This is a genomic window from Bordetella sp. MIP270_01_BMS, from assembly GCF_054958705.1.
Genome location: NZ_CM143297.1, coordinates 4,590,254 through 4,603,768 on the forward strand (window position 1 = coordinate 4,590,254; position 13,515 = coordinate 4,603,768).

The 13,515-nt window shown below is 64.8% G+C and carries 10 protein-coding genes; 6 read left to right on the forward strand and 4 right to left on the reverse strand.

The window, feature by feature from the left end; all coding sequences use genetic code 11:
- The first annotated feature begins 39 nt into the window (after nucleotides 1-39).
- From dnaE to ACV17W_RS21560, 5 genes are read left to right on the forward strand one after another with little or no spacing between them, the layout of a single operon-like run.
- Nucleotides 40-3,531, forward strand: a complete 3,492-nt coding sequence (gene dnaE / locus ACV17W_RS21540) for a DNA polymerase III subunit alpha (protein ID WP_462594410.1) — start codon at nucleotides 40-42, stop codon at nucleotides 3,529-3,531.
- The gene (locus ACV17W_RS21545; RefSeq protein WP_462594411.1) at nucleotides 3,531-4,631 is read left to right on the forward strand and encodes a glycosyltransferase family 4 protein; all 1,101 of its coding nucleotides are present in this window, start codon (nucleotides 3,531-3,533) and stop codon (nucleotides 4,629-4,631) included. The genes dnaE and ACV17W_RS21545 overlap by 1 nt, the downstream gene beginning before the upstream one ends.
- Complete coding sequence (locus tag ACV17W_RS21550; RefSeq protein ID WP_462594412.1) at nucleotides 4,628-5,479, forward strand: polysaccharide deacetylase family protein; 852 nt, start codon at nucleotides 4,628-4,630, stop codon at nucleotides 5,477-5,479. Before ACV17W_RS21545 ends, ACV17W_RS21550 begins: the two co-directional genes overlap by 4 nt.
- A complete protein-coding gene (locus ACV17W_RS21555) occupies nucleotides 5,476-6,225 on the forward strand; it encodes a glycosyltransferase family 2 protein (protein ID WP_462594413.1) in 750 nt (249 codons plus the stop codon). The genes ACV17W_RS21550 and ACV17W_RS21555 overlap by 4 nt, the downstream gene beginning before the upstream one ends.
- Nucleotides 6,222-7,334 (forward strand): glycosyltransferase family 4 protein, encoded by a 1,113-nt coding sequence (locus tag ACV17W_RS21560; protein ID WP_462594414.1) that lies wholly within the window; start codon nucleotides 6,222-6,224, stop codon nucleotides 7,332-7,334. Before ACV17W_RS21555 ends, ACV17W_RS21560 begins: the two co-directional genes overlap by 4 nt.
- A 23-nt stretch (nucleotides 7,335-7,357) precedes the next feature.
- On the opposite strand, the gene ACV17W_RS21565 is transcribed toward ACV17W_RS21560, so the two are convergent.
- The 3 genes from ACV17W_RS21565 to ACV17W_RS21575 are packed head-to-tail and all read right to left on the reverse strand — an operon-like array spanning nucleotide 7,358 to nucleotide 9,388.
- Nucleotides 7,358-7,645: a YkgJ family cysteine cluster protein gene (locus ACV17W_RS21565; protein WP_462594416.1), complete on the reverse strand. Its 288-nt coding sequence runs from the start codon at nucleotides 7,643-7,645 to the stop codon at nucleotides 7,358-7,360.
- Complete coding sequence (locus ACV17W_RS21570) at nucleotides 7,642-8,400, reverse strand: YdcF family protein (RefSeq protein WP_462596609.1); 759 nt, start codon at nucleotides 8,398-8,400, stop codon at nucleotides 7,642-7,644. Before ACV17W_RS21570 ends, ACV17W_RS21565 begins: the two co-directional genes overlap by 4 nt.
- 10 nt (nucleotides 8,401-8,410) lie before the next feature.
- The gene (locus ACV17W_RS21575; protein ID WP_462594417.1) at nucleotides 8,411-9,388 is read right to left on the reverse strand and encodes a glycosyltransferase family 9 protein; all 978 of its coding nucleotides are present in this window, start codon (nucleotides 9,386-9,388) and stop codon (nucleotides 8,411-8,413) included.
- 73 nt (nucleotides 9,389-9,461) lie between these two features.
- On the opposite strand from ACV17W_RS21575, the gene msbA reads away from it, so the two are divergent.
- Complete coding sequence (gene msbA / locus ACV17W_RS21580) at nucleotides 9,462-11,237, forward strand: lipid A export permease/ATP-binding protein MsbA (RefSeq protein WP_462594418.1); 1,776 nt, start codon at nucleotides 9,462-9,464, stop codon at nucleotides 11,235-11,237.
- Nucleotides 11,238-11,854: 617 nt separating this feature from the next.
- On the opposite strand, the gene rng is transcribed toward msbA, so the two are convergent.
- Entirely contained in the window at nucleotides 11,855-13,318 is a 1,464-nt protein-coding gene (gene rng, locus ACV17W_RS21585; RefSeq protein WP_462594419.1) for a ribonuclease G, read from the reverse strand.
- Nucleotides 13,319-13,515: the final 197 nt, after the last annotated feature.

Genomic DNA, 13,515 nt, shown 5'->3' on the forward strand with positions numbered 1-13,515 from the left:
GGCCCGCAGCCGGCCGGCCGACTGAGTACAATCCCGGCCATGTCCGAAGCCGTCATTTCCCCGCCTGCCTTTGTCCACCTGCGTGTCCATTCCGAGTTTTCGGTGGTGGACGGCATTGTCCGCATCCCCGACCTGATCAAGCGTGTCGCCAAGCTCGGCCAGCCCGCCGTGGCGCTGACCGACCTTTCCAATATCTTTGGCTTGATCAAGTTCTACAAGGGGGCCCGGGGCGCGGGAATCAAGCCGATCGCCGGCTGCGACGTCTGGCTTACCAACGACGAAGACCCGGACAAGCCGTTCCGGCTGCTGCTGCTGGTGCGCAACCACCAGGGCTATCTCAGCCTTTGCGAGCTGCTGACCCGGTCGTTCCTCGAGAACCAGGGTCGCGGGCGTCCCGAGGTGCGCCGCGAGTGGCTGCAGGGGTGCCAGGGTTTGATCGTGCTGTCCGGCGGGCGCGGCGGCGATATCGGCCATGCGCTCGACGCCGGCAACGCCGTCACGGCCCTCGCGCTGGCACGGCAATGGGCCCAGCTGTTTCCGGGCGCGTTCTACATCGAGCTGCAGCGTTCGGGGGTGGACGGCGACGAGGCCTACACCCAAGCGGCCATGCGCCTGGCTGCCGAGGCCGGTCTGCCGGTGGTGGCTACGCATCCCGTGCAGTTCCTCGACGAATCCGAATTCCAGGCGCACGAAGCACGGGTGTGCATTGCCCAGGGCGAGATTCTGGCCGATCCGCGCCGGGTGCGCCGGTTCAGCAAAGACCAGTACCTGCTCAGTTCCGAGGAAATGGCGCGGCGTTTTGCCGACGTCCCGTCCGCGCTGGCCAATACGGTGGAAATCGCCAAGCGCTGCAACCTGACCCTGGTGCTGGGCAAGCCGCGGTTGCCGAACTTCCCCACGCCCGACGGCATATCGCTTGACGACTACCTGGTGCAGCTCTCTGAAGAAGGGCTCGAAAAGCGCCTGCAGTTCCTGTTTCCCGACGAGGCTGAGCGGGAGTCCAAGCGAGCGCAGTATTACGAGCGGCTGCGCTGGGAATGCAAAACCATTATTCAGATGGGGTTCCCGGGCTATTTCCTGATCGTGCAGGACTTCATCAACTGGGGCAAGAATAACGGCGTGCCGGTAGGGCCGGGCCGCGGCTCGGGCGCCGGCTCGCTGGTGGCTTATGCACTGGGCATCACTGACCTCGATCCCATCCGCTATGACCTGCTGTTCGAACGCTTCCTGAATCCCGAGCGGGTCTCCATGCCCGACTTCGATATCGATTTCTGCCAGGACAACCGCGAACGCGTCATCGATTACGTCAAGATGAAGTACGGCCGCGAGGCGGTCAGCCAGATCGCGACGTTCGGCACGCTCGGCGCTAAGGCCGTCGTGCGAGACGCCGGGCGCGTGCTCGACATGCCCTACTTGTTCTGCGATGGGCTGTCCAAGCTGATCCCCTTCAACCCGGCCGATCCGTGGTCGCTGGATCGCACGCTCAAAGACGAGCCCGCATTCAAGGAACGCTACGAGCAAGAGGAAGAGGTCCGCGCGCTCGTAGACCTGGCCCGTCCGCTCGAAGGGCTGACGCGCAACATCGGCATGCACGCGGGCGGGGTGCTGATCGCCCCGGGCAAGCTCACCGACTTCTGCCCGTTGTATTGCCAGCCTGGCCAGGAAAACAGCGCCGTTTCGCAGTTCGACAAAGACGACGTCGAGGCCGCCGGCCTGGTGAAGTTCGACTTCCTGGGGCTGCGCAACCTCACGATCCTGGACTGGGCGGTGCGCTACGTACGCCAGTTCAACGAGTCCAAGCGCGATTTCGACATCATGGCGCTTCCGCTGGATGACGCCGCCGCATATAAAGTGCTGTGCGACGCCAACACCACCGCGGTGTTCCAGCTCGAATCGCGCGGCATGAAAGAGCTGCTCAAGAAGCTGCGCCCCAACACTTTCGAAGACATCATCGCCATGCTGGCCCTGTACCGCCCGGGGCCGCTCGAGTCCGGCATGGTCGATGACTTCGTGAACCGCAAGCACGGCCGCGCCGCGGTCGATTACTTCCATCCCGACCTGGAAGCCACCCTCAAGAGCACGTACGGGGTCATCGTCTACCAGGAACAGGTGATGCTGATCTCCCAGATCATCGGGGGCTACTCGCTGGGCGGCGCCGACCTTTTGCGGCGCGCCATGGGCAAGAAAAAGCCCGAAGAAATGGCCAAGCATCGCGAACTGTTCGAACAGGGCGCAAAAGAAAAAGGCCACGATCCCGATCTAGCGGTCAAGCTGTTTGACCTGATGGAAAAGTTCGCGGGCTACGGCTTTAACAAGTCGCATTCGGCCGCGTACGCGTTGATTGCCTACCAGACGGCGTGGCTGAAGGCCTATCACCCCACCGAGTTCCTGGCCGCCACCATGTCGTCCGACATGGATGACACCGACAAGGTGCAGGTGTTCTGCCGCGACGCTCAAGACAACGGGGTTGTGGTATTGCCGCCCGATGTCAACGCATCGGGGTATCGCTTCGAGCCTGTCGCCGACGAACACACGAAAAAAGGCAAACCTCCGCGCACCATGCGTTATGGCTTGGGCGCGGTCAAGGGAACGGGGCAGGGCGCGGTCGAAGAGATCTTGCGCTCGCGCGAGGCCGAGGGGCCATTTACCAACCTTTTCGACTTCTGCCGGCGGGTGAACAAGCACGCCGTCAACCGGCGTACCATCGAAGCGCTGATCAAGGCGGGCGCGTTCGACAGCATCGAACCCAATCGCGCCGCCATGCTGGCATCGGTCGGCACGGCAATGGAGGCGGCCGAACAGGCGGCCCGCAGCGCCAATCAGGTTTCACTGTTCGGTGACGACAGCAGCGATGTGGTGGCCGGCGAGCTCAGCAAGGTCGCGCCCTGGAACCTGCATACCAAACTCACCGAAGAAAAGGCCGCCCTGGGCTTTTATTTCAGCGGCCACCTGTTCGATCACTGGCGCGACGAAGTACGGCGCATCGTTCCCACGCAACTGGCGCGCATCGAGCCGCAACGCGACCTGCAATGGATGTGTGGTGTCCTGGCGGGCGTACGCACCATGCTGACACGGCGGGGCAAGATGGTGTTCGCCGTACTGGACGATGGCACCGCGCAGCTCGAGATCTCCGTGTTCAACGAGCTGTACGAAAAGCACCGCTCGCGCCTTCGTGAAGACCAGCTCATCATCGTGCAGGGCAAAGTCAGCAATGATGAATATTCGGGCGGCATGCGCATCGTGGCCGAGCAGTTGTACGACCTGCAGCTGGCGCGCGAGGCGCGGGCCAAATCGTTGCGTGTGCGGCTCAACGGACAGGCCGACGCCGCCCGGCTGCGCCAGATGCTCAACCCATTCCGAGCCGAGCCCGAGAACGGAATCCCCGGCGTCCCCGTCGATATCGTCTACCGCCGGGACAACTTCCAGTGCACGGTGCGGCTGGGCGAAGAATGGAGGGTGCGAATGGCCGATGCCCTGCTCGAAAATCTGTCCGCCTGGGCTCGTCCCGACGGCGTCGAGGTCACCTATTGATGAAGCCGCTGCGCATTCTCCACACTGAAGCCGCTGTCGCGTTCGGCGGGCAGGAACATCGCATCTTCAAAGAGATGCACGCCATGCGTGCGCGCGGTCATCACCTGGAAGCCCTGTGCCAGCCTCAGGCGCAGCTGGTGCCCCGCCTGCGTGACGCAGGGTTCACGGTGCATACGCTGCCCATGGGCGGGCTGGCCAACTACATGAAGGGCGTGGTCGCCATGCGGCGCATTCTGCGCGAAGGCCGCTACGACGTCGTCAATACGCACAGTCGCATCGACACCCTGATCGCCGGAACCGCCGGGCGGCTCTATGGGGGCCCGCTCATCGTGCGCACCCGCCACCTTGCCAGCAAGGTGGGTTCCATGCTTTCGTACACCTGGCTGCCGCATCGGGTTACCACGGTCAGCGAGTACGTGCGGCGCTACCTGATCAGCCGGGGGGTCCCGGCCGACCATATCGCCACGCTGTATTCGCCGGTGGTTCTGCCGCCACCCGTCGAAAATTCCTTGCTTCGCAGCGAACTCGGCCTGTCCGACGACGATATCGTCGTCGGATGCGTTGCGGTCATGCGGGCGGCCAAGGGGCACAAAGACCTGATCGACGCCGTGCAGCCCCTGATGGCCGAACGCTCGAACCTGCACATGGTTTTCGTCGGCTCCGGCTCGCCCACTTTCGAGCAGACGCAGGCCTATGTGCACGAGCTGGGTCTGCAGGACCGCATCCACCTGATGGGCACGCGCCGCGATGTTCCCAATCTGTTGGCGGGCTTCGATATTTTTGCGCTCGCCACCCAGCAGGAAGCCTCTGGCACCGTGTACGTCGAAGCGCAGGCCGCAGGGTTGCCTGTCATCGGGACCAACGTCGGCGGCGTGCCCGAAATGATGCGCGATGGCGTGACCGGCATCCTGGTGCCGGTCAAAGACCAGGGCGCGCTGCGGACGGCCTTGCAACGCCTTATCGACGATCCGCCGCTGCGGCGCCAGATGGGCGAAGCCGGGCGTCGCATGGTCTGGGAGGAAGGCGTGTTCTCGCCGGCGCGGCTGGCCGAGAATACCGAGTCCGTCTATCGCAAGTGGCTGGCGGAGAGGCAATCATGAAGAACGCGCCCAATGTACCCGTCCTGATGTATCACCATGTCACGCCAGCGGGCGGCATGATTGCCGTGACGCCGCAGGTATTCGAGCAGCAGATCTCCGGCATGGCGCGTGCCGGGTATACCTCGCTGGGCACGGCAGAGTTCGCCGCCTTCCTGGCGGGCGGCCGCGTGCCGGAAAAGTCGGTACTGATTACGTTCGACGACGGCTATCTCAATAACTGGACCTACGCGCACCCGGTGCTGCAGCGCTACGGCATGAAGGCCATACTTTTCCTGGTCACTGGCTGGGCCGGGCAAGGGCCCGTCCGGCCGTACGCGGGGCAGGGCGGCGCGGTGCCGGCCTCGCCAGATCATCACGAAACCAAGCGCTTGATCGCCGAGGGTCGCACCGACGAAGTCATCGTGCGCTGGAGCGAAGCCCAGGCCATGCAGGCTGCCGGCACCTTCGAAATCCATTCACACACGCACACGCACACGCGCTGGGACAGGCAATGCGGGCCCGATATCGCCGCCAAGCGCGGCCATATCGCGCGCGAACTCGCCGATTCCCGCGCCGCGCTCGAACAGCAGCTGGGCAACGCCAGCGATCACCTCTGCTGGCCGCAAGGCTATTTCGACGCCGATTACGTGCAAGCGGCCCGCGAGGCGGGCTTCCGCCACCTGTACACCACGGACGCGCTGGGCCAGAATCTTCCGGCAACCGACCCCGAACATATCTACCGTTTTGCCGTGCGCAATCTCGGCGGTTCCTGGCTCAATCGCCGTATCTGGCTTACGCGCCATCCGGCATGGGGCCCGCGCTACCACGCCTGGAAAGCCTGGAAACGACGCTTGAGGAACCGCGCATGACGCTATCGGTCATCATCATTGCCAAAAACGAGGCGGCGCACATCATTGGCTGTCTCGAATCCGTGGCATTCGCCGACGAGTTCATCGTGGTCGACTCGGGCAGCACCGACAACACCGTCGAACTGGCTCGTGACTTCGGCGCGCGCGTGCACATCACGCCCGACTGGCCAGGGTTCGGCCCTCAGAAAAACCGTGCCCTCGATCTGGCAACCGGCGACTGGGTGCTGTCGATCGACGCCGACGAACGCGTCACCCCCGAGCTGGCCCGCGAAATTCAATCGGTGCTGGCTGCTCCGCAAGCCGATGCTTATGAAATCGCCAGGCTCTCGGATTTCTGCGGACGGCTCATCCGGCACAGCGGATGGTGGCCCGACTACGTGTTGCGTCTGTTCAGGCGCGGCAGCGCGCGTTTCACCGACGCTGCCGTGCACGAACGCGTCGTACCCCAGCGGCCGCCCTTGCGTCTGAAGGGGCATTTCCTGCATTACCCATATCCGGACCTCGACGCGCTCATCAACAAGGTCAACCGGTATTCTTCGGACGCCGCGGCGATGATGCATGCGCGTGGCAAGCGGGCAACGGTGTTCAGCGCGCTGGGCCACGGCTTCTGGACTTTCGTGCGTATCTACCTGATCCGGCGCGGGTTCCTTGATGGGCGCCATGGGCTGGTGCTTGCCGTGACGGCGGCGGCGGGCAGTTTTTTTCGGTACGCCAAGCTGAGCTTCCTGTCCGATACGCGCAAGTGAAAATTCTCTACACGAACTTTCACCCGCGCAACGGCGGCGGCCATGCCACTTACGTCACGAGCCTGGCTCGGGCGCTGGCCGGCGTGCATCAGGTTACGGTGGCCACGCCCGGTACCAGCCGCCTGTTTCGCTACACGGCGGCGCTGCCGGGGGTGCGCACGGTAGACCTTCGCTTCTCGACCCGCCCCTCGTCGTGGTTTGGCGAACGTGCGGCGCTGCGCCGTCTGGTGTCGGACGAACGTTTCGACCTCATCCACGTGAATGGCTCGGCCGACCATAAACAGGTCATGCTGGCGCTGGCCGGCCTGCGCGGCCGCCCACGGGTGGTATTCACGAAACATAACGACCATCCCCTCGATACCCTGGGCCATCGCTTGCGCGCCCGGTTGGCCACTGATCATGTCATTGCCGTCAGCGACTACGTTCGCGGCATGATCGAACGCTCCCCATACCGCCGCCTGCCCGTCGACACTATCCGGCACGGTATCGATACCGATTACTTTGCCCCGCAAACGGGTCCCGCGGCCGAGGCGCTGCGCAATCACTATTTCGGTGCGGGCTGGCAAAGCCAGCTGCTGCTGGGCAGCGCGGGCGGTACCGACTACGACAAAGGCTGGCTGGACCTGGTCGAGGCCGCTGCCACGCTGCCCGACGCACAACGCCAGCGCGTGCGCATCCTCGTGGCAGGCGACCCCCCCAACGAGGCCAAGCTGGCCCGGGTGCGCGCTGCGGGCATGCAACAGCAGGTGGTGTTTCCCGGCTTGCTCGACGACGTGCGTGACGCACTGGCTTGCTGCCACGCTGGCTTCGTACTGTCGTATCGCGAAGCCCTGTCGTATGCGTGCCGCGAAATGATGTCGCTGGGGCTGCCGGCCTTGGTCAGCAATGCTGGCGGCTTGCCTGAAAACGTCACGCCGGGCGTCGATGGATGGATCGTACCGGTGCGCGACCTATCCGCCATGGCGTCGGTGTTGCAAAGCATGCTCGCCGAGCCGGAGCGGCTGGCCGCGATGGGGGCGGCGGCGCGCCGTACGGCCGTGGATCACTTCAATCTGCCCGCCTTCACCGAGGCCACGCTAGACGTCTACCGTCGCACCCTGGCTGCCTGACTCCCCGGCACGCCGCCGGCGGCTCAGGCGGGTGCAGGCGCGGTGGCCGCCTCCAATGCCGCCAGCCAGGCGATGGCCTGGCCTCGGTCGTCACCGCACATGTCAGGCTGGGGCTGCAGCCCGCCGCAGCACGCCGGCCTTGCGGGCTGGCCGAACAGTGCGCAACGCATGTCCGGCAGCAATTGCACGCAAGGCACCCCGGCAGGCTTGCCTTGCGGCATGCCCGGTATGGGAGAGGTAATCGACGGAGCAATGCAGCAGGCGCCGCAGCCCGGGCGGCACGCCAGTGAGGCGGCAGGGGCCGGCTTCATACCCAGCCTCGCAGCCAATACACCAGCAGGCCGGCATATTCCTTGATGATTGAGCGGCTGGCTTCCAGCGAGCGCATATGGGGCAGCCAAGGGTTCAGCGTGCCGTCGGCCGGCAGAACGATCTGCGGCGGGGTCGAGGCGGGAATGGCGTCGATGCCCTGCTTTGAAAACGCCGCCATGGCGCGCGGCATGTGCAGCGACGACGTGACCAGCAAAATGGTGTGAATGCCATGCTGCTTCAGTTCTTCTTCGGTCAGCATGGCGTTTTCGTAAGTGGTGCGGCTGGCGTTCTCGAGCAACAGCGCGTCGTCCGGCACCCCTTGCTGCTTCATCAGGAAGGCCATGCCGCGGGCTTCGCTTACGTCGCCTTCCAGGGCGCCGCCTGAAAGCACCACCTTGGGGGCGCGCTTGGCTTCATACAGTTCCACCGCCGTGTCCACGCGCACGACGGCCGTTTCCTTGTCATAGGGCAGGAACCAGTTCGCGCGTCCGTTGGCCGTATTGCCGCCCAGCACCACGATGGCGTCGGCCGCGGGAAGTTCGGTTGGCGGTCGGTGCGGAAAGCGCGATTCAAGCGAGCCTCCCAGCCACAACGAGGTGGCCGGCAGCGACCAGGCAAGCAGCCAGGCCAGGCCGACGGCGGCCAGGGCCAGGCCGGTGCGGCGCAGTCGGAAAAGTCCCAGGACCAGACCCAGCACGACCAGGGTCACGCAGAGATTCTGTGGAATGATCAAATTGGCCAGGTAATTCGTCATCATCGTTCAGTCAGGGCTGTACTGGGGCCCGGTCGAGCAAGGCGCAAGCCTCGCGCTCCACATCTGCCGCGTCCGGCCAATTCTGCTCAGCGCCCACGCACACGGCACGGGGCGACCAGGGCCCGGTACGGGCCGGGCTGGTAACGCCGAACAGCGTCAACTGACGGGCGCCCGCGGCGGCGGCCACATGCGACACCCCCGAATCATTGCACACTACCAATGCCGCACGGGTGGTCAGTGCCGCAAATGCGCCCAGGGCCACCGGCGGCAGCAGCAGGGCGGTGGGGGCGTTGCGCCGGGCCTCTTCGACCTCCGAAGCCGGAGGGCACATTACCACGGTGTGGCCCCGATCCTGCAATGCGCGGGTCAGCTGATCGAAGCCGGGCCAGACTTTTACCCGCCCCTTGTGCAGCCCCGTGGCGGTGGGTGCGATCAGCACGAAGGGGCCGTCTGTCAGTTGCGCGGCCCGCAGCAGCGCCGCGGCGGCCTCGCGGTGGCGGCTGGTGAGTGGAAGGCCCAGTTCGGGGGCTGGTTCCGCAGCACCGGGTGGAAGACCCCACCGCCTCAAGGCCTCGCGCGTAAGGTAATGCCACGACTGAACGGCATGCAGGCCGGCGGGCGGTTTGGCAATCGGCCAACGCAACAGCAGGCTGCGGCCGTCGTCGCGATAGCCGGCGGCCGGCAGCCCTGCCAGGCGGAACACCGCCGCGCTGGACAGCGAGTCGGGCAGCGCCAATCCCTTTGCGTCTGCGGGGTTTGCCAGGGCACGGCGATGCTCGCGCACGGCTCGGGCGTCATCCCATAGTCGGCCGCGCATCGGTATGAAGCCCTGCTTGTCGACCCCCTCGAGCAGGTCTTGCGCCCAGGGGCGTGCGCACACCACCAGCGGCAGCCCGGCTTGCCGCAACAGGGCCAGGCTGGGCAGGCTCATGCATACATCGCCCACCCAATTGGGCAGGCGGACATACAGGCAGGAATTCTCGGGCATGGGCAGAAGGCAAAGGTGGGGAGACAGGCGAACGGTACAATCCGGGCACAATTGTATTAAAGCGAGTCGCCCCTTGAATTCTGCCGCACGCCACGCACCTGCCGGGTCCCATCCGGTCAAGGCCGAACTCTGGAAACGCGTCTACAGCCGCGTGGGTTCGTACTGGAAGGGCTTGCTGCTGGCCATCCTGCTGATGGCCGGCGCTGCCGCCACCCAGCCCACCCTGGCCATCATCATGAAGCCCCTGCTCGACGACGGTTTTACCGGCGCCAAGCCGTATTACGTCTGGGCGCTGCCCCTGGCGGTCATCGGGCTCATCTTCCTGCGCGGCGTTTGCAACTTCTTCAGCGATTATCTGCTCGCGTGGGTTGCCAACAACGTCCTGCTGGGCATCCGGCGCGACATGTTCGACCGCCTCCTGTCGCTTCCCGATGTCCATTTCAAGCGCGGCGACACGGGTCGCCTGCTCAACCGATTCACCATCGACGCCGGTAACGTTACCGGCTATGCCACGGACGTCATCACGGTACTCGTGCGCGAGACGCTGGTCGTCATCGCCCTGATCGGTGTGCTGCTATACATGTCCTGGATGCTGACGCTCATCATCCTGGTGATGTTGCCGGTGTCTGTCCTGATCGCGCGCGTCTTCATCCGCCGGCTCCGGCGCATCAACCGCGAAACCGTCAACATGAACGCGGAGCTCACGCGAGTGGCCAGCGAAGGCATCAATGGCCAGAGGGTCATCAAGCTCTTCGACGGCTACGAAGCCGAGCGCGGCCGTTTTGCCTTCGTCAATGCGCGGCTGCGCCGCTACGCCATGCGCACGGCCACGGCCGACGCCGCCATGACCCCGCTTACCCAGGTGTGCATCTCGATTTCCGTCGGAGCCATCATCGCGGTGGCGCTCAGCCAGGCCAACAGCGGCACGCTCACCGTGGGTAGCTTCGCTTCATTCATGGCGGCCCTGGCGCAGATATTCGACCCCATCAAACGCCTCACCAACCTGGCCGGCAAAATGCAGAAGATGCTGGTTGCCGCCGAAAGCGTATTCACCCTGGTCGACCAAGAGCCCGAAGTCGACACCGGCACGCGCTCATTGCCCGAGCCGGTCAAGGGCAAAATCGAGTTCCGCGCGGTCAATCACCGCTTCCACGACGCCGACCGGGATACCGTCAGCAATGTATCGTTCCAGGTAGAGCCGGGCCAGACCGTCGCCCTGGTCGGGCGTTCGGGCAGTGGCAAGACCACGCTCGTCAATATGTTGCCGCGCTTCGTGGTGCCTGATTCAGGCAGCATTCTCGTCGACGACATACCTATCGAGGAACTGAGTCTGCGCAGCCTGCGGTCGCACCTGTCCCTGGTCAGCCAGGACGTGGTCCTGTTCGACGACACCATCGCGGCCAACGTGGGCTATGGCGCCCTGGGCCAGGCCAGTGACGAGCAGGTTCGTGCCGCGCTCGAAGCGGCAAATCTGCTCGACTTCGTCGAAGGGCTGCCCCAAGGAATGCACACACTCGTGGGCGAGAACGCGGCGCGTCTGTCGGGCGGCCAACGTCAGCGCCTGGCCATCGCGCGGGCGCTCATCAAGAACGCGCCCATTCTCATTCTCGACGAAGCCACCTCCGCGCTGGATAACGAGTCCGAAAGGCAGGTGCAGGCGTCGCTCGAGCGCCTGATGCGCGGTCGCACCACGCTGGTCATCGCCCACCGCCTGTCCACGGTGCAGAACGCCGACCGCATCATCGTGCTGGACGCTGGCGAGATCGTCGAGCAGGGCCCGCACGCCGAGCTGCTGGCCGCCCAGGGCCTGTACGCCTCTCTTTACAACATGCAATTCCGTGAAGACTGAAGGCCTTCCGCCCCGGTCCGGCAGTGAAAACGGCCGGTCAGTCCGGCGGCCATGGTGAGAGTAGAGGGGGCCATCCCCGGCGGGGCAAGTCATGCAGGCGTGCGGTGCCGTCACTCTGAAGCAGGGGGACGTGCCCGCCTCTCCGATGGATGGCCGTTTCCCGTCTCCTGCTGCCCCTTTGTTCGCCCGTCCCGGCAGTGAAAACGGCCGGTCAGTCCGGCGGTCATGGTGAGAGTAGAGGGGCCCATCCCCGGCGGGGCAAGTCATGCAGGCGTGCGTTGCCGTCACACGGTGCTGGGCAGGACGTGCTTCCCGCGCGATGTGCGACGCCAGCGTGGCCCCGCAAGTTACGCCGGCGCGTCCGGGGGAAATTGCACTTGAATTCTTGGCCCGGCCGCGGGGTCGTAGAAGACGGGGTGTTCGCCCGTGTGTCCGATGGCGACGTTCCGATCAGATGCGGCCGGCTCCCCGACCTGGGCGCCGCGGAATATGGGCGCGCACAACCATGCATGAACCTGGCCCGAGACCCCATTCCCTCAGGCCAGCCCGCCTTGGTGGGCGGTGGTGATCGCCTGCGGCTCAGCGGCGCCCGGCCTGCGCAGCCGCTACCCTCACGGTCAGGTCAGAATGATGTCGTACTGTTCCTGCGAATATGCCGTTTCCACTTCCAGCGACACCGGCTTGCCGATGAAGTCGCCCAGCATGGCCAGATGCTGGCTTTCTTCTTCCAGGAACAGGTCCACCACATCCTGTGAGGCCAGAATGCGGAACTCGCGTGGGTTGAACTGCCTTGCCTCGCGCAGAATCTCGCGCAGAATCTCATAGCAGACGGTGCGTGCCGTACGCACCGTGCCCCGCGCTTCACACATGGGGCAGGGTTCGCACAACTGGTGTGCCAGCGAGTCCCGAGTGCGCTTGCGGGTCATCTCGACCAGTCCCAACTGCGTAAAGCCGTTTACCGTCATCCGCGTGCGATCCCGCGCCAGCGCCTTTTTCAGCTCGGCCAGCACGGTCTCCCGGTGCTCCGGGTCTTCCATGTCGATGAAGTCGAGAATTACGATGCCGCCAAGATTGCGCAGCCGCAGTTGGCGGGCAATGGCCTGCGCCGCTTCCAGGTTGGTCTTGAATATGGTGTCGTCGAAATTGCGCCCGCCAACAAAGCCACCTGTGTTCACATCCACCGTGGTCAGTGCCTCGGTCTGGTCAATGATGAGATATCCGCCCGACTTCAAGTCCACCCGGCGAGACAGGGCGCGCGCGATCTCTTCGTCGACGTTCGCCGTGTCGAACAGGGGCCGTTCGCCGCTGTAGTGCTGTATGCGATCTGCGACGGACGGCGTGTACACCCGTGCCCATTCCATCAGCGCGGTCGTGGTGGTGCGCGAATCCACCTGTATCAGCCCTGTATGGGCGCCCACCATGTCGCGCAGCACCCGCTGCGCAAGGGTCAGGTCCTGATGCAACAGCGCCGGCGCAGGCTGGCTGCGCGCCGCCGCCTGCACACGGCTCCACAGCTTGCGCAAATACGCCAGGTCGGCGCTCAGCTCTTCGTCGGTGGCGCCTTCCGCCTGAGTCCGTACGATCAAGCCGCCTTTCTCTTCCTCCGGTATCAGGGCCTGCAGGCGCTCGCGCAGCTGCATGCGTTCCGTTTCCGATTCGATCTTCTGCGAGATGCCGATATGCGGATCATGCGGCAGGTACACCAGCATTCGTCCGGCGATGCTGATCTGCGTGGACAGTCGGGCGCCTTTGGTGCCCAGCGGATCTTTGATCACCTGGACCATCAGAGTCTGGCCCTCGAACAACAGCTTTTCGATGGGCGTGGGGGTCAGCCCCTGGCTGCGCTCGCTACGGTTCTCGCGCAAGTCGGCAATATGGATGAATGCCGCCCGTTCCAGTCCGATGTCGATGAACGCGCTCTGCATGCCGGGCAGCACGCGGACTACGCGTCCTAGATAGATGTTGCCAACGTGGCCACGCTGAATGCTGCGCTCCACATGAAGCTCCTGAACCGCGCCTTGCTCTACTAGCGCGACCCGCGTTTCGAAGGGGGTGATATTGATCAGGATGTCTTCACTCATGGGCTGGCGTAGCGTCGTGGTCAAGCTCGAATAGTAAACGGTGCCGCAACGGTGGCAAGGGCCGGGCCCGTGCTGCCGGGCGAGCGGCGCCGGCGAGGGCGGTCTTGCCGGCACGGCGTCAAAATTTAGTGTATAGTTTCGTTCTTTCGGGCCGCGCAGCGATGTCCGGCCACGAAGCAGCAGTGAAGAAAGCGGCG

Bases quoted from the DNA above. Each gene is read 5' to 3' on its own strand.
- ACV17W_RS21555 (WP_462594413.1), top strand. From the start codon at position 5,476: ATGACGCTATCGGTCATCATCATTGCCAAAAACGAGGCGGCGCACATC.
- ACV17W_RS21550 (WP_462594412.1), top strand. From the start codon at position 4,628: ATGAAGAACGCGCCCAATGTACCCGTCCTGATGTATCACCATGTCACG.
- dnaE (WP_462594410.1), top strand. From the start codon at position 40: ATGTCCGAAGCCGTCATTTCCCCGCCTGCCTTTGTCCACCTGCGTGTC.
- ACV17W_RS21545 (WP_462594411.1), top strand. From the start codon at position 3,531: ATGAAGCCGCTGCGCATTCTCCACACTGAAGCCGCTGTCGCGTTCGGC.
- ACV17W_RS21570 (WP_462596609.1), bottom strand. From the start codon at position 8,400: ATGACGAATTACCTGGCCAATTTGATCATTCCACAGAATCTCTGCGTG.
- ACV17W_RS21565 (WP_462594416.1), bottom strand. From the start codon at position 7,645: ATGAAGCCGGCCCCTGCCGCCTCACTGGCGTGCCGCCCGGGCTGCGGC.
- rng (WP_462594419.1), bottom strand. From the start codon at position 13,318: ATGAGTGAAGACATCCTGATCAATATCACCCCCTTCGAAACGCGGGTC.
- ACV17W_RS21575 (WP_462594417.1), bottom strand. From the start codon at position 9,388: ATGCCCGAGAATTCCTGCCTGTATGTCCGCCTGCCCAATTGGGTGGGC.